A 21,682-nucleotide genomic window follows, 5' to 3' on the forward strand; every position below is an offset into this window, starting at 1 on the left:
GCCCCTTGCTCTGATTGGCCGCGTGCCATCAAGCCGCCGCGGATCGCGTTATCGGCGCCGCAGCTGCAGGATGACAACTCCCGAAAGAATAAGGGACACCGCCGCGTAGCCCAAAGCGTCAATGGGGTCGCCGGCCAGGAATACGCCGATCAGCAGTGCGACGACCGGTGGAATGTATCCGACGCTGGAGGCTGCCAACGCGCCGAGCTGTCGTACAACAAAATAATACGCCATGTATGCGAGACTGGTCCCGCACAGGCCGAGCCCGAGAACTACCCCAACCCAGGCCCTTGTGTCGGAGAAAATGCGATTGATTCCATCTAGGTCGGTCACCGCCAGCAAGAAGACGGCAGCGAAGGCCATCTGATAGGTGGCTAGCGCAGTACCTGGAAGGTTGAGCGGGCCAATGAACTTGCGTGCATAGACGAACGAGCATCCCAGGCAAAACGAGCCCAGCATCATGTAGCCGCCCCCGGCTGGGTCGAGCGAACCCGAGGCGGACCACGGCCGCATCACGAGCAGCACGCCGAGATATCCCAACACGACACCGGTTGCGCTCGCCAGGCCGATGCGCTCCTCGCGCAGGAATAGATAGCTGCACAGGAATGTAAACAGTGGGGCAGTGCCGCTCAACAAGCCGGCAATGCTCGATGGCAGCAACTGCGTCCCCTTGGCGAAAGCCCAATAGTAGATCGCCGTGGCGAGCAACGACATGACGACGAAGTGATGGACGAACCGTAGATGGTCCCAACGCAATGCGCGCTGGGAAAATGCGAACAGAGCGAGCGGCGGCAATGCGACGAGCACGCGGAGCAGCACGATTTGTGCTGGCGTGATCTGGGCGGATGCCCACTTCATGAAGATGAAGTTGCTGCCCCAAGTAATGCCGAGAAAGGAAAACGCAAGCAGGGCGGCAACTCGGGGGGAGCCGGATATGGCTTTGGATGGCGAACCTCGCTGGGCTACGTGACTGTTCAGCGCCATTTGCAACTTTCTACGAACTACCATTTCCCGCGCGAAGTTCCGCTCTTTGAAACGGCAGGAAGGTGCGCCTGTCTTGTCGATTCCTTACCTTTGTGAAGAAGGGCCGGCTGCGAAGCAGCCGGGTGTCAGACCGGTTAGCCGCTTGAAGTGGCGGGTGAGCTGACTCTGATCTGCAAAGCCGACGTCCAGCGCGGTTCGGGCCGGACCGATACCACGCCTAAGCAGCGCCTTTGCCCGCTCAACGCGCAAGCTAATGAGATAAGCGTGCGGCGGCATGCCTGTTTCGGCCGAGAAAGCCCGAATAACCTGGGTGGGTGAGACTTGGGCTGCGCGCGCAAGATCGTTGATGGCAACTGGTTGATGACTTCTACTGTGGAGATAGTCCCTGACGATTGCCGCCGTGCGAGGGCAACGCCGCGCCCGGTCGGCGTTGGGCAGGCGGTTGCCATGTCGTTCGAACAGGCGGCGGAGGAAATTCATCACGAGCGTTTCTCGCTGCAGCAGAGGCTCTCCGAGTTGGGATGACACGTGAAGGGCGACGAACTCGCGGTAGAGCTCGGCGTCATAAATGACATGGCGACCAATGCCCCAGTCGCCGGAACGAGGCGGGCGGGTATCCCTGAAGAGGTCGGCGACGAGCAGGTGGTTCGGATAAAACATTCGGTAATGCCAGCCATCGGGGGTGGCTGGTTCGCCCTCATGTACGACGCCGGGATTTATCGCGCATAGCGTTCCCGCTGGCATGACGAGAGACGGCGACCGGCCTGAACGGAAACGCTGGCCGCCAAATTCGATGACGCCGATTGCGAATGACTCATGTACGTGCCGCGGAAAGACGAAGTTCCGGTACTCGGCAAACAGAAACTCAGTCGCTGGGAAAGCCGGGTCTGACCAAGCCAGGGATCGGTTGGCGTGCTTCGTCGCACCCGTCATACGCCACCACCGGTTGATGGGCTCGTTACGAGACACTGACATAACGGTTTTTCCGCAGCGGTTGGGGTGCAGGCAGCGGCACGCAGGCGTGACTATTTGGGGAAAGGGTGCCGCGCGCGGCAGCGGTTGTCTTTCACACGATCATCTTATCGTCGCGAATGAAATTAAGATCGTAATATATTGCATGGTAAGGTGAGCTGCAGCAACTTCAGAGTGGGGCCGCGGGCCTATTGATTACGTTGCCGCGCGTGGGGAACTCAGGGCAGTCAGTGATCGTCTCCAGCTCGAGATTCATTCCACCGTTCAGCGGCCGGCAGGCCTTGCTTCTGCTCGTCGGATCCCGCCTGCTCGATCAAGCCGCGGCAACGACGATCGTGTCGAAAGGGGGCGACCACGAGATGAAGGCCGACCTCCTGCATCATGATCATGGTCGTTATGGCTCGGCTCTGGCTTTTCGCGCGCCAGACAAGGTTCACCCCGAGACGTTTTAAGCGCTCATTCAACGCCTCAGGCGCCAGACCGCCTTTCAAAAGTCGGCGTCACCGAGGACAAGTTCGGCTTGATCGGCGAAAATGCAATGCTGTCGATCATCGCGGGAGCAAATCCGCGCCCCATCAAGGGGCCGCAAGATATCGTCGAGATTCTCGACTCGCGGCCTAGTTGGTCGGCCCCCGCGCGCGAGTTCGTTTGCGACCAACAGCGGTGCACTTGCGCCTTATTGGATATAGAAGTATATCCAATGAGCTCCGCTGTGATCAGTCCAACCTGATTCGGCTGCCAGCGGGCAAAACGGGACAAGCGAACGGCGCGCGTCGGGCATCAAACCTATTGCGAGGTCAAGGGGTGACAATCAAGTACCTATTGCCGACTGCGAACCGCCCCGGGCAACGGGACCGGTTTAGTGTCCGCGCACGAAAACCGTCCATGACCCTGGTCGCCATCGCGCTCGCAGGGCTGGTCTGGCTTAGTCCGGATTGTGCGCGTGCCTTGGAGATTACCGCAGCGAAGTCCGAGATCGACTCCCAACTCGATCGTGATTATCCGGCTCTTGAGGCGATCTACAAGGATATTCATCAACATCCGGAATTGGCCTTCCATGAGACGCGTACCGCGGAGAAACTCGCGAGCGAGATGCGCGCCCTGGGCTTCGAGGTCACCGAGCATGTCGGAAAAACCGGACTCGTTGCGATTCGGCGCAATGGACCGGGCCCGACGATCATGGTTCGGACCGAGCTAGATGCACTTCCGATGGAAGAAAAGACCGGCCTTGCATATGCAAGCCGCGAGCGCGTTTCCTGGAACGGTGGTGAGACCTTTGTCGGTCACACGTGCGGGCATGATGCCCACATGGCGATCTGGGTTGGCACCGCAAAGATGCTGCTTGCTTTGTCTAACCAATGGCACGGCACTCTCATGTTCATCGGCCAACCCGCGGAGGAGGTCGCATCGGGCGCCCGCGCAATGCTGAACGATCGCTTATTCGAGCGTTTCGGCAAGCCGGATGTAGCCCTTGCATTGCATATCGGTCCTGCCCCCGCGGGCCTCGTGGGTTACAAGGCTGGTACGGTGACGTCTAATATGGATAGTTTGGAAATCACCTTTAAGGGCGTCGGGGGACACGGCTCGGCCCCAAATATGACCATCGATCCAATCGTCGAAGCATCGAAGTTCGTTGTCGACGTTCAGACTGTCGTCAGTCGAGAGAAGGATCCCGCCGCCTTCGGGGTCGTCAGTGTTGGTCATATCCACGGCGGCAGCGCTGGAAATATCATTCCGGATGAGACAAAGTTGCAGGGCACTATCCGCAGCTACGATGCCGCCGTGCGCGAGAAGTTGATCGCAGGCGTGCAACGGACGGCGAAGGCGATCGGGGAAATGGCCAATGCCCCCGCCCCCGAGGTCGTGATCGATCGCGAGTCGGTCAAAGCAGTCACCAATGATCAGGCCCTGGCCGGAAGAATCGGACCGGTGTTCAGTGCCGCGTTTGGCGGCGATGCAATCCTTGTCGGCTCGCCAACGACCGCCAGCGAAGACTTTTCCGAGTTTGGTAACGTGGGAATTCCGTCGTTCTTCTTCGGCTTGGGCGCGCTGGATCCCAAGCGAGTCAAGGAGGCACGGGATGGTGGCAAGCCCCTGCCCGGAAACCATTCGCCGTTCTTTGCGCCAGAACCTGAGCCGACGATTCGCCGAGGTGTACAGGCAATGACGCTCGCGGCGCTGACCGTTTTGAATGCCGTTGCTGCCAAGTGAGCCTGCAGGAAGCCCGCAAGATCGACGGACGCCCGGCATACGAAAACTGTCTTCGCTCCAGGTTGAGCCAGCTTAAAGCGTGCACTGTCGGCGGCACGGTTCCGGCCCCGTTGTAGCGTAGGCAGGGTTGTCTTGTGGTTTGCGATCGTGAATTTTGCGATGGCGAGATTGTCATGCCGGATCAACTTAAGACGAAGATGCGCTCAGGCGCGTCCTGGCGTTCTGTTGCATCCTCCCGCGCTGCGTGCGCTGGTGGTTGAACTAGCCGAGCGGCTCACCGGTGCGAGTCCTGTCGTGAAGCGCTACACGCACTTCTCATTGATCGACCGTACACTGAAGCGGCCGGGTCATTGACACGATCACTCGTCGCGGTCGCTCGTTGGATGCGCTGGCAGGAGGCACGGTGGCCGTTTGCGCGAGTTGAAGCGTCAGATCTGGCTCGTTCGCAAGGCTCCGGCGGCTCAGTTCTGGCGGTAGAGCGAGTGAGCGCGGCGGTCCGTTGGAGCAACTTCCGGACTGGTCGGTTCCGGCTCACAACCGGCAAGGAACCGCGCCGAGCGTCGACCATCCGCAAGGATTGCGATTTGCTCCTCGCGCGTGACCGCGAGCCTGGCGCTGGACAGCACCCCTGCCATGAGCATGTAGAGGGCTCGCGCGTTGTTTTTTCGTGTGGGCGGCAATTCCAGGGAAATCACGTCCAGCGTCTCGGCACTTGCCTCGGAAACAGCACGGCGAACCGTGTCGGACTGGCGCCAAAGTTCGGCACCAAGCGCCGCGATCGGACACCCCTTAGCCCAGTTCGTCAGTCGGCGTTCGTGCAGGTATTCGTCGATCAATCGAGCGATCGGGTTCTCGCCGGCAGTTCGAGCATCGGCGATCCATTGCCGTGCTAGACTGCGGGTTTGTGACATTGCGAATAGGATGGCCTCCGCGAGGAGTTCGTCGCGCGAGGCGAAGATCTTGTAAAAGGCGCCCTGCGTGAGGCCTGCCTCTTTCATCAGGGGCACGATGCTGGATGCTGCGATTCCATCGCGGCGCAATGCGATCGACACACTTTCGATGATGTGCCGACGAGTCTTCTCTTTCTGATCCTTTGGGTATCGCATGAATCCAGTTCGGTAGTTGATCGCTCTTGTCCGGCGTCGAAAGCATCTCAAATCGGCGCTGCTCGTAATATAGGGGTTACTGCGAACCGGCTCCAGAAGGGTTGCCCGGCGCACAGATGCCTTGGCCGCGCTTGACGACATTGGATATATCGATATATCCAATGAATGGATGGTCGAAGAGGATTTTGACCGCCGTCTGGCCAAAGAGGTGAATTCGATGGGCGCAAGGGAGTCGATCCTCGTCACAGGAGGAACAGGGCGACAGGGCGGCACGGGTCGCGTTGTGGTGGAGCAGCTGATCAAGCGGGATTTTGCTGTTCGCGCGTTGGTTCGAGGCATCGACGAAAGATCGGATCACCTTAAGCGCCTCGGCGCTGAAATTGTCGTCGGTGACTTCGGCGACTATGCGAGCATGCTCACGGCCCTAGACGGGATCAAGAGCGCCTATTTCTGCTACCCTGTCGGACCGGGCATCAGCGAGGCCGCGGGGCTGTTTGCGACGGCAGGGCGGGAGCAAGGGCTTAAGCGAATTGTCGACCTGTCGCTTGCGTCCAGTCGACCCGATAGCCCGTCCCCCCAGGGGCGAGCCCAATGGGTCGCGGAAAAGATCTTCGAATGGGCCGGCTTCGATGCGGTGCATCTGCGCATCGCCGCGTTCTTCATGGAAAACATTCCCTACATTTCTGGCCGGACGATCCGCGACAGCGGGCGCATTTCCAATGCGTTCGGCGACACCTTGCTGACGTGGATTTCCGGTGCGGACGTCGGCGCCATGGCGGCAGCCTTGCTCATGGATCCTTCACGCGCGACGGAACGCGTGGTGCTGGCCGGCGGCGTGCAGAGATTGACCTATGCGCAGATCGCTGAGATCGCGACGTCGGTGCTCGGCAAGCCCGTGCGCTACGTCGAGCTGACCCCGGCGGACTGGCGCGAGGAACTGATCGCGACATCGCGGGCCAGGGGACAGGAGAATGTCCGTGGCGCCGACCATCTGGTGGCACAATCAATTGCCATTCGGCAGAGGCCGCCATCGCCGCTCACCAACCATGTTCAGGATTTGACCGGCGCCGAGCCGACCTTGATGCCGCGGTTCTTCGAGCTGAATCGCAAGCTGTTTGCGTAATTTCAATGCCGCGCCGGGCGTAAGCGTCTGCGCTGGTGGCAATTGAGCGCTGCCGATGCCCGGGCCAGGCTGGCCTCTGAGAGGCGCTGCCTGTCGGCGACCCCGCGCGTGGGTCAGCTCGTTCGCCAAAGGAATGCCGTGGCGGTAGGGCGGCAGTTGAAGCGTGGCGGCCGAGTTCGTCAGCCAACTCGGCGCGCCGATGTCGATCCATTCGGCGAGAACGTATTTCGCGGGGATGGATGATATCGTGAATGGCAAAGGCTTTAGCTTGACGGAAGGGCGATTGCAGCGACGCGAACTGTTCCTCCAGTTCGATACGCTTCGCCACAGGATCATCAGCGAGGTCGACTATGACACTCAGTCGCCGGCCGGCGGCAGGATCTCGCGGACGCCATGGAGGAACGTCTTCACCTTGGCCGCGATGATATCGTCGACCGGGCTCGCGAGCGGCATTCCATAGATGAACTGCCGGACGCCAAGATAGAAAATCGATGCGTGGAGCCCCCAGATCATTTCGACTTCCATGTCATTGAGCGGGATGGCCGTGAGCTGCGGCCGGCCAAACTTGTGGCGTAGTTCGCCGATGATTTTTTCAAAAATCCGCTCGCGCAGCATTTGCAAGTAGCGGCCGTTGAAATCCAGGCCCTTCAATCCCGCAAACATGAAAAGCCTGACCCATTCGGGTGTCAGAATGATCTTGGCATAGCTGACGTAGAACCGGGTCAGGCGCAGCTCGAGGGCGGCTTTCCGGTCAACCACCATCTCTTCCCAGAACGGATCCCACCGGCCGACAAAAACATCCTGATAGACGCGTTCGATCAGCGCTTCCTTGCTCGGAAAATAGCGGTAGAGCAGCGGTTGGGTTATTCCAACGGTCGCTGCGAGTTCGCGCGTCTGGCCTTCGAAGCCATGGGTCGAGAAGAACGTGATCGCCGCGGCCGCGATACACTTCTCTCGGTCCGACGGCGTCAGACGCCGCATCCGTCGCAACTCACCTGGGTCGGTTACAGATCCAGTCTTCGTTGTCGTCAACGGTGATCCAAAGATGGATGTGTCCCGTCTGGATGATCGTGCCATGGTCACCTGTCGAATATTGATCAACTGATAAATGATTGAGGGGGTTTTGGAAAGGGGCGACACGCGCCTCCAATTGCTCGCTGTCGGATTCTGGTAGGCGGATTATCGTTTGATAAATAAGCCTTGACAGGCTGCGTAGCCTCTAGGTAATTATCGAATGATAAATAAGGGGGCTTGGGTGATCGACCGGCGACACCGGCACGCCCCGAAGGGCTGGTCACTACCCGTCCAGCGCAAAGCAGGGCTTCCAAACGCGATGAAGGCGTCAGTTGTTGGTGGATCGATGGCTGGGCTGTTCGCCGCGCTCCTGCTTAAGCGCGCGGGTTGGCAGGTCCGCGTCTACGAACGGATCGGCGCGGATCTGTCCGGTCGCGGGGCCGGAATCGTCACTCACCGCGAATTGTTCGACGTTCTCGAAAGGGCTGGAATAACCCGCGGTGCGGCCAAGATGGGAGTGGCCGTCCGCGGCCGTCAAGTCCTGGCGCGGGACGGCGCGCTGGTTGGCAAATTGCCGCTTGCGCAGGTCCTGACCTCATGGGGGCATCTCCACGCGTTGCTCCGCAACGCGCTCGGCGACAATTCCTATCATCATGGCCGTACCCTTGAGCGAGTCGTAGAGAGCGACAAAGTCGTCGCTGCGCATTTCGCCGATGGGGCGGTTGCGGAGGCCGATCTGCTTGTCGGCGCTGACGGCATCTTCTCGACCGTGCGCGCACAATTGCTGCCTGATGTGAGGCCGAACTACGCGGGCTACATTGCCTGGCGTGGTCTGGTCGACGAAGCGGACCTGTCGGCGGCAACGCGCGATGCGCTCTGCGAGCATTTCTCGTTTTCCTTGCCCGAAGGAGAGCAGATGCTCGGATACCCGGTGGCCGGGGCAGACGAAGCGCCGGCGGTTGGCGCGCGACGGTTCAATTTCGTGTGGTATCGTCCCGCGACCGATGGCACTCTGAGAGATCTGCTGACGGATATCGATGGCGTCTCGCACTCGCTATCCATTCCGCCAAACCGAATTCGTGCCGAGGCTATTGACGGCTTGAGGCGGGACGCACACCGTCTGCTGGCACCCCAGTTTGCCGAGGTTGTACAAAAGACCAGGCAACCTTTCATCCAGGCGATTCTGGATCTCGAGACGCCGAGTATGGCGGTCGGCCGTCGAACGGTTCTGATTGGCGATGCCGCCTTCGTCGCCCGGCCGCATGTCGGGGCGGGGGTGACCAAGGCTGCTGCGGACGCCTGTGCTTTGGTTGAGGCGCTCGAAACCGAGGCCGATCTCGAGTGCGCCTTGAAATCGTTCGAAGCGAGGCGTCTCGCGGTTGGCCGCTCGATCGTTGACCGCGCCAGGCACCTTGGCGCCTACATGCAGGCGCAGATCCACACGCCCGAGGAAAAGCAGGCCGCGGAACGACACCGCTCTCCCCAGGCCGTGATGACAGAGACGGCGTCGATGGCTTTCCTCGAGGGGACGGGGAGCGCAATCAATACAAACTATCCAAGCAGTCAAAAGAGGAGGCCTTGATGCCGACGCTGTTCGATCCGTTCGACTTGCGGGGACTGACCCTGAAGCACCGCATCACGATGGCACCCCTGACGCGCTGCCGTGCCGACGCTTCCGGCGTCCCGCAATCGATCTCGCAAACCTATTATGCGCAACGAGCGTCCGCGGGACTGATCATCTCCGAAGCGACGAATGTCACGTCGAAGTCATGCGCGTTTGAACGCGCGCCGGGCATCTACAGCTCAGCCCAGATCGAAGGTTGGAAACCGATCATCGATGCGGTCCATGACAATGGCGGGTCGATCTTCATCCAGCTCTGGCATTGCGGCCGGGTCGGCTCCGATGCGATCCTGGACGGTCGACCGCCGCTGTCGCCATCCGGCGTGAACGACGATCTCGATGCCTTGCAGGTCTGGGGATTGATGGCGAACGGCAGATATGCCCGCATCGCCGCGACGCCGTCGCGCGAGATGACGCTGGCGGACATCGCTGAAGCCATCGAAGATTACGGCCGGGCCGCCGCCAAGGCGCTGGCGGCCGGGGCCGATGGCGTCGAGATTCATGCCGCGAACGGGTATCTGCCGCACCAGTTCATGACGCCGGCGCTGAACCTGCGCACCGACGAGTATGGTGGTTCTCTGGCAAACCGGTTGCGGTTCCTCGGCGATGTGGTCGAAGCGGTGTGCGCAAACGTGCCCGCGTCCCGGGTCGGCGTCAGACTTTCGCCCTATGCTGCGTACAACAACACGCGCGATCCAGACCCTGACGCAACCACGGCAGCGGTCTGCCGCATGCTCGACGGCTACGGCATCGCCTACCTGCATCTCGCCGACACAAACGCTTGGGCCGGCCAGCCGGACATGCCACGCTTCCTTGCGGCGGCGAAGCCGCACTTCCGCGGCGCGCTGATTGGCAATGGAGGGATCACCCCGACCGCCGCGCAGGAGATGGTGGGGGCAGGGGCCGTCGACATGATCGCCTTCGGGCGCCCGTTTCTCGCCAATCCCGACCTGCCGGCACGCATCCGCAACGCTGCACCGTTCAACGAGCCGCGCTCGATCGGCTGGTATGGCGGTTCAGCCGAGGGCTACACCGACTATCCATCCCTGTCATCGAACTGATGTCCTACCGGTCGTCAGGTGATTTGAGCCCGTCGAGGGATATCAACCTCGACTTTTCACTCGAGATGCGCAGAAAGCAATGACCAAACACATCATCGATCAATGGCCGGCGGCCCCAAGCGGTTGGCCGCTCGAACTGCAGCACGCATTCACGGCCGGCGCGGGGAATGGCAAGGTCGGCAGCCTTCTGGTCTCGGAAACCGAGCGGGTTCGCGTCTGGCTGCTACGCCTTCGGCCTGGCGAGCGCATCGGCTTCCATACCCATGTCCTCGATTATTTCTGGACTGCGGTGACCGCGGGCCGCGCCCGCTCGAACTACGGCGACGGCCTTGCCAAGGAGGTCGCCTACCAAGCTGGAGACACCCAGCACCGTCGCTATGTGGCAGGCGAGTGCATGATCCACGATCTGGAAAACACCGGCGACACAGAGCTCGTCTTTACAACGGTGGAGTTTCTGGACAGCGCCAATGCCGCTCTGCCGCTGCTGCCGTACGAAGCTCAGCCAGCGGACGCCGCAGGCCATGCCACCCCACGGTAACACCGCGGCGCGGGGGTGACCGCGGCGCAGGAGAGTGGACGGTGGGCGTCCGCTCCTGACTCGTCAAGGCGCCGTGCCTGCTGTCGAATGTCTCGGGGGCGACGTGGCCGCCTGCAATTCCACGTCAACATTTTGCTCATGAGGAAGCCATATGAAATTCCTGTTTCGCAATGAGAGCTTTTCGTTTGAGACCCTTCGCACAGCGGGATTTGCGACCTATGGCGGCGCCGATCTCGGTGAAGTGCTCGCAACCGCACGCTTGATCCCCAACGGCAATGAAGAAGCCTGGCTCAAATCCTGGACCGCGACCGCAGATCGGGTGGCGAATATCGCTGAGACATCCTTGAGCCAGGGACACCGGGTGAGCGCGCGAGAAGCGTTCTTACGCGCCTCGAATTATTACCGCACGGCCGAGTTCTTCCGCCGCCACGATCCTGCGAATGATCGGGAGGTCACGCGGCTGTCCAACCGGTCTTGCGAGACATTTGTTGCGGCCGCGAAGCTATTGGGCAGCCCGTTCGAGGTCGTCACGATTCCGTACGAGAATACAACGCTGCCCGGCTATCTGTTCCTGGTCGACGATTCAGGCGCCCCCCGGCCGACCGTAATCTACAACAATGGATTCGACTCCACGCAAGAGGAGTCCTACGTCGCGATCGGTGCTGCGGCATTGCGGCGTGGCTACAATGTTTTGACCTTTGATGGGCCCGGGCAGGGGGCCGCGATCCGCCGTCAGAAGCTGGTGTTCAGGCACGACTGGGAAGCTGTCATCAAGCCCGTTATCGACTATGCGAACACCCGCTCCGAGATCGATGCGGGGCGCCTCGCACTGTTCGGATACAGTCTCGGCGCCTACCTTGTCGCGCGGGCGGCCGCTTTTGATCGCCGGGCCGCGGCCATCATCCTGGACGACGGCATCTTCGATTTTCACGCAGCGCTTGAGAAGAAACTTCCAGGTTTTCTTCTCAAGTGGATCTACAATGGCGATGATCGCAAGGCGATTCCGCTGATGAAGTTGAAGATGGCAATCGACAGCTCGTCACGTTGGGGGCTGAGCAACGGAACCTGGACGTTTGGCTCCCGCTCCATCGCGGAATTCGTCCGTCAGACCAGACAATACACGCTCAAGGGTATCGTCGATTCCATCACCACGCCGGCGCTGGTTCTCGACGCCGAGAATGATCAATTCCTCAAAGGCCAGCCCGAGAAGCTACATGCCGCGCTCAAATCCAACAGCCGTCTTGTGACGCTCACAGATGCAGAGGGGGCCGGAGAACACTGTCACATGGGCGCCATGTCGAGACTGCACCAGGTGATCTTTGACTGGCTGGACGACACGTTGGAGGCGCGATAGGACAACGCAAGGCGATGGCGGGCATGGGCAACGCGGTGCCGGCGAACCGGTGAGCGCCTCGGCCCTTTCGTCGCGATCGCGGCTCGGGTCTTCCAATAGCGTGGAGATGATCGACCGGATCAGATCGTCCTCGTGAGGCGAGGCCTGAGCAAAATGGTCGCGCCGTGCCCGACTACCAGGCGCTGTCTCCCGGTCGTCACCAGAGCGCGTCGCGACCGCTTTCTCTGACCAGATTTTTGCCTGCAATCGCACCTTGCATGCGTCTTCCTGGCCCTTATCAAATGGTTCGCTTGTCTCGCGCGTAAGGTCGCCAATACGGGCGTACAAAGCCACAGCGGAATGACGCGGTTAAATCCGAGATAGACAATACCTATAAAGGCGGCCGGCAGAACAATCGTCATGATCAGAGTGGGCACCGCGATAGTCGGTCAAAGCCCTCGAGCAATTTCCTTTTCCGCCTGCGGATTGATCACGAGATTGTCGAGAACAAACGTATCCATCGAATAGCCTCCTTGGCTCGTGGTCGCATGCCTATGGACATCTGGAAGGTGGCCACTTATGCAAAACATTACAGATGTAATGCTTCCAATCAAGGTGATTGCCCAGTATGTTTCAAGCGATTTTCAGGGACTGGAGTTAACGATGCGCTTTAAAGCCTCCGAAACGGCCGCAAAACACGCTCGTGTGCTCGAGGCCGCGGCCAGACTGTTTCGGCAGCGAGGCTTCGACGGGGTAAACGTCCGGGAGGTCATGCAATCCGCGGGACTGACCCACGGGGCGTTTTACTCCCATTTCGAATCCAAGGAAGAGCTGACGGTCGCTGCGACCGAGCAGGCATTCCGTGAACAGCTCGAAAATCTCCAGCATTCCCGACGGTCGCGCGACCCGAAGTCCTATTTCGTGCGCCGCTATCTCTCTGAGGCGAACCGGGACGATCTGGGTGGTTGCGCCATGGCGGCGCTTGGGGTTGACGTCGCTCGGCACCCGAGCGTGCGGCGCGCCTTCACGTCCCAGCTCAGGTCAGTGTTATCCTTCATGATCGCGAACTTCTCGTGGCGTAGTCCGAAGCCCGAGCGAAACCAGGCCCTGGCCGCGCTCGCGCTGGCAGTTGGCGCATTGATTCTTTCTCGCGCCGTGGACGACGAGGATCTTTCGCAGGAGATCTTGGCAGTCGCCAAGGGGGAACTGCTGTAGTTCGGGCGGATGCAGGCGCGCGATTTCCTCGACGCGTTGGCCATTCAGCATGATCAACTACACAGCGCGAGGAACGGCTGCTTCTGAGCGATCGAGCTACGGGAGCGCCCGGTTCGAAACGCGTCAAGCGCTGGAAATCGCGGCCCCTTGGCAGGAGCCGCGCATGAACAAGTGCGCGGGTGGCGGCGCAGCTTGCGCCGTCAAGACCTGAGGATGCCGATCCCTTCGAGTCGGGCCTTCTCGGTCTCAGGAAGCGCCGCGGACCACTCCGCTTCCTTGCCGTGCAACGGAAGGACCCGGCCGAATTCGACCATCTGGTTGGGCGGCAGGCAGGAGATGTAAACCCACACGCATGTCGGAGTCATCTCGGCGGCCTTGGCCACGTTCGCTGCCAGACGGACCATCAGTTCATCCAGGAGTTCGGGCGGTCGACCGTCTCGGATAGTGCCGTGCACGAAGATCTGATCGTCGGCGAGAAGCGCGCCGCCGAGAAACCAGTTGCCGGGTTTAACTTCGTTAAAGGTCACCTGAGCGAAATAGTAGGGAGCGCCAGTCGTATCCCCGTGCGTCCGGGTCACGGTTTCCGCGATCCGGGTTTTCTGAGCAGCGTTCAACCGCCCTTCCACGCATGTGACGATGTAGCTTGGCATGTCCGTTTCCTTTCCTGTGAGAGGCTGCTGCGTCGCCATCTTTTGGCGGCGAATTCCGTCGAATAAACTCGCTTTGGCGCCGCAGACGATCGCCGCGGCGCCGTTTCCGATGTCCTAGAAGGCTTGGTCGTCCAGCGGACGATCCTTCGTCTCTGGCAGGAAGAAGAAGCCGACGACCAAGGCGATCGCCGCGATGACGATCGGATACCAAAGGCCAGCGAACATGTCGCCGTAGGCCGCCACCAGAGCGAACGCTGTCGTCGGGAGAAACCCGCCAAGCCATCCGTTTCCGACGTGATACGGAAGCGACATCGCGGTGTAACGGATCCGGGTCGGAAAGAGCTCGACCAGCAGAGCGGCTATGGGACCATAAACCATGGCAACCAGCGCGACGAGTGCCACCAGCATCAGAAGCACCATGGAGTAGTTGACCTGAGCCGGATCGGCCGATTTCGGATAACCGGCCGCCGAAATGGTGCCCGCGATAGACTTGACGAATTCGGCGCTCTTCTTAGCCGCGTCCTCCTTGGAAAGTCCGGAGGCTTCGTAGCTTTCGACACGCTGGTCGCCGACCTTCACGTAGGCGACCGAGCCCGCGGGCGCTGGTTCGTTGGCGTAGCTGACGCCGGCACCGGCGAGGAAGGACTTGGCGATGTCGCAGGAGCGGGTGAACTTGGCCGTGCCGACCGGATTGAACTGGAAGGAGCATCGATCCGGATCGGCGACGACGGTGACGGGGGCCTTTTGCCGCGCAGCGTATAGCGCCGGATTCGCGTACCGTGTCAGTCCTTCAAAAATCGGAAAATAGAAGACCACGGCGCCCAGAAAGCCGAGCAGGATGATCGGCTTCCGGCCGACGCGATCGGAAAGCGCGCCGCACAGGACAAGCAAAGGCGTTCCGATCAGGAGCGCCGCGGCGATCAGAAGATTCGCGGCGACCGGTTCGACCTTCAGGGTCTGGGTCAGGAAGAACAGCGCGTAGAACTGGCCCGTGTACCAGACGACGGCCTGGCCGGCGACGAGGCCGAACAGCGCGATGAGAACGATCTTGACGTTGGCCCAACGGCCGAATGCTTCCGAGACGGGCGCCTTGGAAGTCTTTCCTTCGGCCTTCATGCGCTGGAAGATCGGGGACTCGGTCAACGATAACCGGATCCACACCGAGATTCCGAGCAGCGCGATGGACGCTATGAACGGAATGCGCCAACCCCAGGCCGCGAAGTCGGTCTCGCCGATGGCCAGACGCGTCGCGAGGATCACGATGAGCGACAGGAAGAAGCCCAGCGTGGCCGTCGTCTGGATCCAGGACGTGTAGAGCCCTCGCTTGCCACGCGGGGAGTGCTCTGCGACGTAGGTCGCCGCTCCGCCGTACTCGCCGCCCAAGGCAAGCCCCTGAAGGAGCCGCAGCGCGATCAGGGCGGCCGGCGCGCTGAACCCGATACTCGCATAGGTCGGCAGGATGCCGACGATGAAGGTCGACAGACCCATGATCACGATGGTGACGAGGAATGTGTATTTGCGGCCTATCATGTCGCCTAGGCGACCGAAGAACAAAGCTCCGAACGGGCGCACTGCGAATCCCGCCGCGAACGCCAGCAGAGCGAAAATGAAGCCGGCCGTTTCGTTGACGCCGGAGAAGAACTGTTTGCTGATGATCGTCGCGAGCGATCCGTAGAGGTAGAAATCGTACCACTCGAAAACCGTCCCCAGGGACGAGGCGAATATCACCTTCGCGGTACCGCTGCCGATTTGCTCGGTACTTAATCGGTCGTCGATCGTGGCTACGGACATCTCTGTTCCTCCTCTGTGTAATTCCTGCTTTTCATTGTCGTTGCGGCGCCAAAGGCGTCCGGACCGCATCTCCGCTTGCTCGCGCGCGCAGTTGCGTGTACATACAACTAAATGCGCAAAAAAAACAGCGCGAGGTCCGATGTAGATGCGTGTACACGCAACTAACTTGGGAGTCAAGCGATCGTGATTCCACTGGCGACCTGCTGCGACGCTGGACCGGCGAACGGAGAACTGAAGATGAAACAGATGTATACTGACTGCTATTGCACCCAGCTGCGCCGGGCATCGAGCGGCCTGACCAAGATTTACGACGACGCGCTGCGGCCGCAGGGATTGAAGATCACGCAGTTCTCCATGCTGCGCGGTCTCCAGAGACTGGGTCGGGCGACGCTTTCTGAGCTTGCCGACGAGCTTGCTCTGGACAGGACCACGATGTCGCGCGGCGTGAAGCCGCTAATCGATGCCGGGTGGATCGATTCGTCGACCGGCGAAAACGACGCACGCGAGAAGCTCCTGGAGTTGAGCGATCGCGGAAGGAAAAAGCTGAACGATGCGATGCCGTCATGGTCGAAGGCGCAGGAGAAGTTCGAAGCGCAAATGAGGCAATCGGGCAAGCCGACGGCCAATAAGCGCCTGGTCGATTTGCTGGTGTCATTGCAATTCTCCGATTGACGCTGTCGCGTCCCGGTCTTCTAGGCGAGCGCGCCGCAGCCCGTGTCCTCGGTCTGCGGCGCAATTGCGTCAGCTCATGGTCGGCATGACGAACTCGGCGCCGGCGCGGATGCCGGTCGGCCAGCGCGTCGTGATCGTCTTCAGCTTCGTATAGAACCGTACGCCTTCCGGACCGTGCATGTGATGGTCGCCGAACAGTGACGCCTTCCAGCCGCCGAAAGAATGGAACGCCATCGGCACGGGAATGGGAACGTTGATCCCGACCATGCCGACCTGGATCTGGTGCGCGAATTCGCGCGCGGCGTCGCCGTCGCGGGTGAAGATGGCGGTACCGTTGCCAAATTCGTGCGAGTTGATCATCTCGGCTGCTTCGTCGTAGGACTTGGTTCGCGCGACGGCCAGCACTGGGCCGAAGATCTCTTCGCGGTAGATCTTCATATCCGGCGTGACTGCGTCGAACAGGGTGCCGCCGATGAAGTAGCCCTTTTCGTAGCCCTGACGCCGGAAGTCGCGGCCATCGACGACCACCTTCGCTCCTTCGTCGACCCCGGCATCGATGTAGCCGCGCACCTTGTCGAGGTGCTGTTTGGTGACGAGCGGCCCCATCTCCGCTTCGGGATCCGTGCCGGGCCCGATGTTCAATGCCCGCACCTTCGGAGCCAGCATCTCGATAAGACGATCCGCGGTCGTGTCGCCGATCGGGACGGCGACGGAAATCGCCATGCAACGCTCACCGGCCGAGCCGTATGCGGCGCCCATCAGCGCATCGACAGCCTGATCCATGTCGGCATCCGGCATGATGATCATGTGGTTCTTCGCTCCGCCAAGCGCCTGGCAGCGCTTACCTTTGGCAGAGGCCGTTTGGTAGATGTAGCGCGCGATCGGCGTGGAGCCGACAAAGCTCACGGCGACGACATCTGGATTGTGCAGGATGGCGTCGACCGCCTCCTTGTCTCCCTGAACGACGTTGAACACGCCGTCGGGAAGACCGGCTTCCTGCAGCCACTGCGCGAGGACGAGCGCCGCGGAAGGATTGCGCTCTGACGGCTTCAGCACGAAAGTATTGCCGCACGCCAACGCTACCGGGAACATCCACATCGGCACCATCGCCGGAAAATTGAACGGCGTGATGCCGGCGACGACGCCGAGCGGCTGCCTCAGGGAGTGGCTGTCCACCCGCGTGCCGACGTTTTCTGTCACCTCGCCCTTGAGTAGTTGGGGCGCGCCCGTGGCGAACTCCACGACCTCCATGCCGCGCTGGATCTCACCCTTTGCGTCGGACAGCACCTTGCCGTGCTCGGCCGTGATCACCTCGGCGAGTTCGTCGATGCGGTCCTCGATGATCCGGAGAAATTTATTGAGAATGCGCGCGCGTCGAAGCGGGGGCGTGTTCGCCCAGCCCGGAAATGCTTGGCGGGCGGCGGCGACCGCCGCACGGACCTCGTCCGCCGTCGATAGCCCGACCGCCCCCGATTGCTCGCCGGTCGCCGGATTATAGACGGGCGCCGAGCGCGAACTCTTACTTGGGGCGACGTGGCCGCCGACGAAGTTGGAAATGGTTTTGGACATGTTTCCTCCTGGACGATGATCTTGATCTCTCCAGATATGCGGCGCATAAAATTGAGCCTCAACGGCATAGTTTGAGCTTTGGTTGTGCGGAAATCATAGTCATGGATTGGGAGCGGGTCCGGATTTTCCTGCAGGTCGCGCGGGAGGGGCAGATACTAAAGGCGTCAAAAAGCCTGCGCTTGAACCATGCGACTGTCGCCCGGCAACTCACGGCGCTGGAACGCAGCGTCAACGCCAAACTCCTCGAGCGTCACACGTCCGGCTGCACGCTGACGCCCGCCGGCGAGGCGTTGATGGGGGCTGCGGAGCGCGCCGAGAGCGAGTTTCTCAAGGTGGGATCCGGCATCGCGGGCGCCACCGAGGCTCTCGCAGGAACGGTGCGAATCGGTGCTCCCGACGGGCTCGGCAATTACTTTCTCGCGGACCGCCTCGGCGTGCTGGCCGCAAAGCATCCTGGCCTCGTCATCCAACTCGTCCCTCTTCCGAGGACGTTCTCTCTGTCGCGACGGGAGGCCGATATCGCGATCACGCTCGATCGGCCCCAGCAGGGCCGCCTGATCGTATCAAAACTGACGGACTACACTCTCAGTGTCTACGCGGCGGATGCCTATCTGAAGCGGGAGGGCGCGATCAAAACTCAGGCCGATCTCGCCGGGCGCCTCTTTGTCACTCATGTCGAGGATTTCGTCTACAGCCGGGCGCTGGACTATGCGTCCGTTCTCGGGCGTCTCATGTCACGACGCTACGAATGCGGCAGCGTGGTCGCGCAGATGGAAGCGGTTCGCTGCGGCCACGGTATCGGAATTCTTCACGACTACGTCGCGCGACGCTATCCCGAGTTACGGAGGCTGCTTCCGGACGTTCGCTTCGTTCGCAACTATTGGATCACGTCTCATCCTGATACTCATCAAACTCGACGCGTTCAGGAAGTCCATCGCGCGATCACTGGGGCAGTCCGTGCTTCGAAGTCTCATTTTGGAGCCAAGTAAACATGCGGAATTCGAGCTCGCCTGGAATAGTCACTTCATCGCCCATCCAAGGGCGGTTGCACTTTCCGCCTGCAGCCAAACTTCAGACGTCTGTTCATCGAGGGACGGCGAACAACAGTGAAGACGCGCCCGAGTCTGCTATGGGGCCCGTAACCGACGGTCTCTATGACTATCGGGAACGCCGCTTCGAGGTGAACCGGAAGTCCCGCTGCTACATGACGGCCGTCTCCGCCGTTGACTTCGACTACGTCATGAATCTGAATGTGCGCGATTCTTTTTTCGTTGCGCAGGCCGTGGCGCGACGGCTCATTGCAGCTGGCTCGCCTCAGGGTCCATTATCAAAATTTCCTCCCAGATGGGCCACGTAGGCGCTGAAAACCGATCCTCTATTGCGCTTCGAAATGGGCCATGGAGGGCTTTCAAAAGCTATGGCTCTCGATCTGGCTCGGTACAGGATTCGCGTCAAGACCATTGCGCCGACCTTTATTGAAACGCCGATGACAAAGCCCTTTTTCGACGATCAGCATTCAAGGACCAGGTGATGTCCAAGATCAAGCTGGGTCGCTTGGCCGCTTTGAAGACGTAGTCGGCGCGCTAATTTATCTCGTAAGCGATGCATCCAGCCTTATAACAGGATCATCGATGCTCATCGATGCTCATCGATGGAGGTATGGACAGCTGAATAACGCAAGTGACAGAGTCTCGGAATGAACGCAGGCCGATCCCACTTGTCGCCATAGCGGTTCTTTCGGGAACCTTGCCGAACGGCCCAGGCGCAAGACGCTCGGCGGGCCAGTCTTTCAATCTGGGAGGCCCTGATGAGAGCAATGCGGTCACGGGACTTACTCTTAAACGTTCCCCGGCGCCAAGAATCAGCCCGGACAATCCCAGTGCCGCTCTCCTGCAGCAGCGCAACTCTTGGCCTTCAAGAGCATAACCGGTCATGGCCTAACAGGCCAAAAGCGAGTTTGCATTTGGACTGAAGGGCGCCCGCCGCCGGCATTCGGCGAGCCTTTTCCCGTTCCGCTTCCGTCATACGTGTTTTGACATGAACAATTGAGCTACGCCGGTCATGTTCTCGCGACCCAATCCTTTCGCGATAGCCTTTTGAAAGACCCCGCGCGCCGCAGCAATGGTGGGTGCTGCCTCAGGTGAACCTGCGGCATCGATTGCATAGCCGAAATCCTTCTCAATCAGCTCGATTGGAAACTGCGGCGAAAAGTTGCCGGCCAGCATGCTGCCAGACAGGTTGGTCGCCGCAGAGCTCCAAACTGCGGTGCCTGCGATAGCTTTCACAGCGCTTGCCGCGTCTGCGCCTGATCTTTTCAGAAGGCCGATCAATTCGGCCAACGCGGTCGCCTGCACGCCAAGAAGTGCGTTTGTACTTAATTTCACGAGCGCACCGGATCCGAGAGGCCCGACGTGCGTGATGGTGCTCCCCATCGCCATGAGCAGCGGTCTAGCCTGCTCCAGTATCGAGTCGTCTCCACCGATGAAATACACAAGCTGGGCCGCTTCGGCTTGGGGACGGGAGCCGGCTACGGGCGCTTCTAGCAGGTGGCTTCCGCGCTCCGAGATGGCCGATCCGAGCTTTCGGATCCATCCAGGTGTGAGGGTCGAACTCTCGATCGCGATGGCTCCCTCCTTCAGCCCTGCCAGAGCGCCGTGGTTCGGGGAAAGCCAGACATCCCGGGAAGCTTGGTCATCACGTACCATGGCGAACACAAAGTCTACGCCCGAGGCTGCCTCTTTCGGCGTCGCCGCTTGCTTGGCTCCCATCCGGACGAGAGCAGCAGCGGCTTCCGGGGTCCTGTTCCATACCGTTAGGGCGTGTTCGGCTTTGATGAGATTGGCGGCCATGCGAGCCCCCATCGCGCCCAACCCGAGCAAAGCTATATTCTTCGACACTGGCTCCTCCTACGATCTCGGTGATAAGGCTGAAGTTGAGGCTTGGCCAACAATCTAAAACCTGGCCATGTCCGTGCCGCACGCACTTTGCTTGAAGCACGGACTTCGACCTATCCGGTGTCAAATTTGGGCAACGCCGCCGTCGATGAAGACTTCGCTTCCATTCATGAAGCTGCTTTCGTCGGATGCGAGAAAGGCGACTGCCTTCGAAACCTCATCGTCGCGGCCAATCCGTTCGAGTGGCGACAACGTCGCAGCGAAGCCGAAAAAGCCGCTGACCTCCTGCTTCGAGGCGCCGTACTTGTCGTGACCAGGGGTTTCGATAACTCCAGGGCTCACGGCGTTGACGCGGATATTGCGGCCCTTTAGGTCCGATGCCCATGTGCGGGCAAAGGAACGAACTGCCGCCTTGGTAGCGCTGTAGATGCTCCAGTTTGCGAAGCCTTTGCTGCCGACGATCGAGGACGCGAGGATGATCGATCCGCCGGATGCCATCAACGGCACGGCCTTCTGCACCGTCCAAATCACGCCCTTGACGTTGGTGTTCAAAAGTCCGTCCACGTGTTCTTCCGTGAGATTGCCAAGAGGCGCCGGTGCCGCATAACCTGCGTTGGCGAATACAACGTCGATGCGACCGGCTTGTGCCTTCACGAGCTCGAACAGACGATCCATTTCTGCCGGATCAGTGACGTTGCCAGCCACGGCGACGGCACGCGACCCCAGGCTCGCCCCCGCTGCCTCGAGCTCAGCTTTCCGGCGACCCGTGATGTACACGCGCTCCGCGCCTTCATCGATGAACGTTTTAGCCGTCACCAAGCCGATGCCGGAATTGGCTCCAGTAATGACAGCGATCTTCCCTTTAAGCCGAGACATGGCTTGCTCCATGATGTGTGGTTATTGAAACAGGTGAGCGGTCGTACGGCTC

Annotated in this window: 20 protein-coding genes; 11 read left to right on the forward strand and 9 right to left on the reverse strand. The window is 60.6% G+C overall.

The annotated features are described in order from the left end of the window. Positions 1-48 precede the first annotated feature (48 nt). Together ACVW17_RS14140 and ACVW17_RS14145 are read right to left on the reverse strand one after the other, a co-directional pair. Complete coding sequence (locus ACVW17_RS14140; protein WP_083715102.1) at positions 49-984, reverse strand: DMT family transporter; 936 nt, start codon at positions 982-984, stop codon at positions 49-51. Between the two features lie 84 nt (positions 985-1,068). After that, positions 1,069-1,917, reverse strand: coding sequence for an AraC family transcriptional regulator (locus tag ACVW17_RS14145; protein WP_456797297.1), 849 nt, complete (start codon positions 1,915-1,917; stop codon positions 1,069-1,071). A gap of 269 nt (positions 1,918-2,186) precedes the next feature. Between ACVW17_RS14145 and ACVW17_RS14150 the strand changes: the two genes are divergently transcribed. Both ACVW17_RS14150 and ACVW17_RS14155 read left to right on the forward strand, forming a co-directional pair. Next, the gene (locus tag ACVW17_RS14150; protein WP_456797298.1) at positions 2,187-2,408 is read left to right on the forward strand and encodes a hypothetical protein; all 222 of its coding nucleotides are present in this window, start codon (positions 2,187-2,189) and stop codon (positions 2,406-2,408) included. Positions 2,409-2,841: 433 nt separating this feature from the next. Next, positions 2,842-4,167 (forward strand): amidohydrolase, encoded by a 1,326-nt coding sequence (locus tag ACVW17_RS14155; protein ID WP_456797299.1) that lies wholly within the window; start codon positions 2,842-2,844, stop codon positions 4,165-4,167. Positions 4,168-4,628: 461 nt separating this feature from the next. Here ACVW17_RS14155 and ACVW17_RS14160 read toward each other — a convergent pair whose 3' ends face one another. Beyond that, entirely contained in the window at positions 4,629-5,273 is a 645-nt protein-coding gene (locus ACVW17_RS14160) for a TetR/AcrR family transcriptional regulator (protein WP_076829811.1), read from the reverse strand. A 121-nt stretch (positions 5,274-5,394) separates the two neighbouring features. Between ACVW17_RS14160 and ACVW17_RS14165 the strand changes: the two genes are divergently transcribed. Then, positions 5,395-6,396: an NmrA family NAD(P)-binding protein gene (locus tag ACVW17_RS14165; protein ID WP_456797300.1), complete on the forward strand. Its 1,002-nt coding sequence runs from the start codon at positions 5,395-5,397 to the stop codon at positions 6,394-6,396. Positions 6,397-6,753: 357 nt separating this feature from the next. On the opposite strand, the gene ACVW17_RS14170 is transcribed toward ACVW17_RS14165, so the two are convergent. Continuing rightward, the gene (locus tag ACVW17_RS14170) at positions 6,754-7,377 is read right to left on the reverse strand and encodes a TetR/AcrR family transcriptional regulator (protein WP_076829817.1); all 624 of its coding nucleotides are present in this window, start codon (positions 7,375-7,377) and stop codon (positions 6,754-6,756) included. A gap of 352 nt (positions 7,378-7,729) precedes the next feature. Here ACVW17_RS14170 and ACVW17_RS14175 point away from each other — a divergent pair, with 352 nt between their 5' ends. From ACVW17_RS14175 to ACVW17_RS14195, 5 genes are all read left to right on the forward strand, one after another. After that, positions 7,730-8,992, forward strand: a complete 1,263-nt coding sequence (locus tag ACVW17_RS14175; protein ID WP_456798947.1) for an FAD binding domain-containing protein — start codon at positions 7,730-7,732, stop codon at positions 8,990-8,992. Beyond that, complete coding sequence (locus ACVW17_RS14180; RefSeq protein WP_456797301.1) at positions 8,992-10,092, forward strand: alkene reductase; 1,101 nt, start codon at positions 8,992-8,994, stop codon at positions 10,090-10,092. Before ACVW17_RS14175 ends, ACVW17_RS14180 begins: the two co-directional genes overlap by 1 nt. 79 nt (positions 10,093-10,171) lie before the next feature. Then, on the forward strand, positions 10,172-10,630 hold the full coding sequence (locus ACVW17_RS14185) for a hypothetical protein (protein ID WP_456797302.1): 459 nt from the start codon (positions 10,172-10,174) through the stop codon (positions 10,628-10,630). Positions 10,631-10,781: 151 nt separating this feature from the next. Beyond that, positions 10,782-11,984, forward strand: a complete 1,203-nt coding sequence (locus ACVW17_RS14190) for an alpha/beta hydrolase family protein (protein ID WP_456797303.1) — start codon at positions 10,782-10,784, stop codon at positions 11,982-11,984. A gap of 558 nt (positions 11,985-12,542) precedes the next feature. Continuing rightward, positions 12,543-13,178: a TetR/AcrR family transcriptional regulator gene (locus ACVW17_RS14195; protein WP_456797304.1), complete on the forward strand. Its 636-nt coding sequence runs from the start codon at positions 12,543-12,545 to the stop codon at positions 13,176-13,178. Positions 13,179-13,378: 200 nt separating this feature from the next. Here ACVW17_RS14195 and ACVW17_RS14200 read toward each other — a convergent pair whose 3' ends face one another. Together ACVW17_RS14200 and ACVW17_RS14205 are read right to left on the reverse strand one after the other, a co-directional pair. Continuing rightward, the gene (locus ACVW17_RS14200; protein WP_076830070.1) at positions 13,379-13,828 is read right to left on the reverse strand and encodes a tautomerase family protein; all 450 of its coding nucleotides are present in this window, start codon (positions 13,826-13,828) and stop codon (positions 13,379-13,381) included. Positions 13,829-13,942: 114 nt separating this feature from the next. Next, a complete protein-coding gene (locus ACVW17_RS14205; RefSeq protein WP_456797305.1) occupies positions 13,943-15,619 on the reverse strand; it encodes an MFS transporter in 1,677 nt (558 codons plus the stop codon). 237 nt (positions 15,620-15,856) lie between these two features. Between ACVW17_RS14205 and ACVW17_RS14210 the strand changes: the two genes are divergently transcribed. Further along, positions 15,857-16,291, forward strand: coding sequence for a MarR family winged helix-turn-helix transcriptional regulator (locus tag ACVW17_RS14210; RefSeq protein ID WP_206601526.1), 435 nt, complete (start codon positions 15,857-15,859; stop codon positions 16,289-16,291). Between the two features lie 69 nt (positions 16,292-16,360). Here ACVW17_RS14210 and ACVW17_RS14215 read toward each other — a convergent pair whose 3' ends face one another. Next, complete coding sequence (locus ACVW17_RS14215) at positions 16,361-17,860, reverse strand: CoA-acylating methylmalonate-semialdehyde dehydrogenase (protein ID WP_076829835.1); 1,500 nt, start codon at positions 17,858-17,860, stop codon at positions 16,361-16,363. A gap of 101 nt (positions 17,861-17,961) precedes the next feature. Between ACVW17_RS14215 and ACVW17_RS14220 the strand changes: the two genes are divergently transcribed. Both ACVW17_RS14220 and ACVW17_RS14225 read left to right on the forward strand, forming a co-directional pair. Next, positions 17,962-18,849, forward strand: coding sequence for a LysR family transcriptional regulator (locus ACVW17_RS14220; RefSeq protein WP_456797306.1), 888 nt, complete (start codon positions 17,962-17,964; stop codon positions 18,847-18,849). A 428-nt stretch (positions 18,850-19,277) separates the two neighbouring features. Continuing rightward, a complete protein-coding gene (locus tag ACVW17_RS14225; protein WP_456797307.1) occupies positions 19,278-19,391 on the forward strand; it encodes a hypothetical protein in 114 nt (37 codons plus the stop codon). Positions 19,392-19,881: 490 nt separating this feature from the next. Here ACVW17_RS14225 and ACVW17_RS14230 read toward each other — a convergent pair whose 3' ends face one another. Continuing rightward, positions 19,882-20,757 carry an NAD(P)-dependent oxidoreductase gene (locus ACVW17_RS14230; protein ID WP_456797308.1) on the reverse strand — a complete coding sequence of 292 codons (876 nt, stop codon included), beginning with the start codon at positions 20,755-20,757 and terminating at the stop codon, positions 19,882-19,884. Between the two features lie 120 nt (positions 20,758-20,877). Further along, positions 20,878-21,630 (reverse strand): SDR family NAD(P)-dependent oxidoreductase, encoded by a 753-nt coding sequence (locus tag ACVW17_RS14235; protein ID WP_456797309.1) that lies wholly within the window; start codon positions 21,628-21,630, stop codon positions 20,878-20,880. Between the last annotated feature and the right edge of the window lie 52 nt (positions 21,631-21,682).

The organism is Bradyrhizobium sp. USDA 4473, from assembly GCF_054063335.1.

Excerpts from the sequence above, each read along its gene's own strand:
- ACVW17_RS14235 (WP_456797309.1), bottom strand. The coding sequence starts at position 21,630 with ATGTCTCGGCTTAAAGGGAAGATCGCTGTCATTACTGGAGCCAATTCC.
- ACVW17_RS14200 (WP_076830070.1), bottom strand. The coding sequence starts at position 13,828 with ATGCCAAGCTACATCGTCACATGCGTGGAAGGGCGGTTGAACGCTGCT.
- ACVW17_RS14190 (WP_456797303.1), top strand. The coding sequence starts at position 10,782 with ATGAAATTCCTGTTTCGCAATGAGAGCTTTTCGTTTGAGACCCTTCGC.
- ACVW17_RS14225 (WP_456797307.1), top strand. The coding sequence starts at position 19,278 with ATGGCTCTCGATCTGGCTCGGTACAGGATTCGCGTCAAGACCATTGCG.
- ACVW17_RS14220 (WP_456797306.1), top strand. The coding sequence starts at position 17,962 with ATGGATTGGGAGCGGGTCCGGATTTTCCTGCAGGTCGCGCGGGAGGGG.
- ACVW17_RS14180 (WP_456797301.1), top strand. The coding sequence starts at position 8,992 with ATGCCGACGCTGTTCGATCCGTTCGACTTGCGGGGACTGACCCTGAAG.
- ACVW17_RS14145 (WP_456797297.1), bottom strand. The coding sequence starts at position 1,917 with ATGACGGGTGCGACGAAGCACGCCAACCGATCCCTGGCTTGGTCAGAC.
- ACVW17_RS14195 (WP_456797304.1), top strand. The coding sequence starts at position 12,543 with ATGCAAAACATTACAGATGTAATGCTTCCAATCAAGGTGATTGCCCAG.
- ACVW17_RS14215 (WP_076829835.1), bottom strand. The coding sequence starts at position 17,860 with ATGTCCAAAACCATTTCCAACTTCGTCGGCGGCCACGTCGCCCCAAGT.
- ACVW17_RS14185 (WP_456797302.1), top strand. The coding sequence starts at position 10,172 with ATGACCAAACACATCATCGATCAATGGCCGGCGGCCCCAAGCGGTTGG.
- ACVW17_RS14160 (WP_076829811.1), bottom strand. The coding sequence starts at position 5,273 with ATGCGATACCCAAAGGATCAGAAAGAGAAGACTCGTCGGCACATCATC.
- ACVW17_RS14170 (WP_076829817.1), bottom strand. The coding sequence starts at position 7,377 with ATGCGGCGTCTGACGCCGTCGGACCGAGAGAAGTGTATCGCGGCCGCG.
- ACVW17_RS14210 (WP_206601526.1), top strand. The coding sequence starts at position 15,857 with ATGAAACAGATGTATACTGACTGCTATTGCACCCAGCTGCGCCGGGCA.
- ACVW17_RS14140 (WP_083715102.1), bottom strand. The coding sequence starts at position 984 with ATGGCGCTGAACAGTCACGTAGCCCAGCGAGGTTCGCCATCCAAAGCC.
- ACVW17_RS14205 (WP_456797305.1), bottom strand. The coding sequence starts at position 15,619 with ATGTCCGTAGCCACGATCGACGACCGATTAAGTACCGAGCAAATCGGC.
- ACVW17_RS14175 (WP_456798947.1), top strand. The coding sequence starts at position 7,730 with ATGAAGGCGTCAGTTGTTGGTGGATCGATGGCTGGGCTGTTCGCCGCG.
- ACVW17_RS14155 (WP_456797299.1), top strand. The coding sequence starts at position 2,842 with ATGACCCTGGTCGCCATCGCGCTCGCAGGGCTGGTCTGGCTTAGTCCG.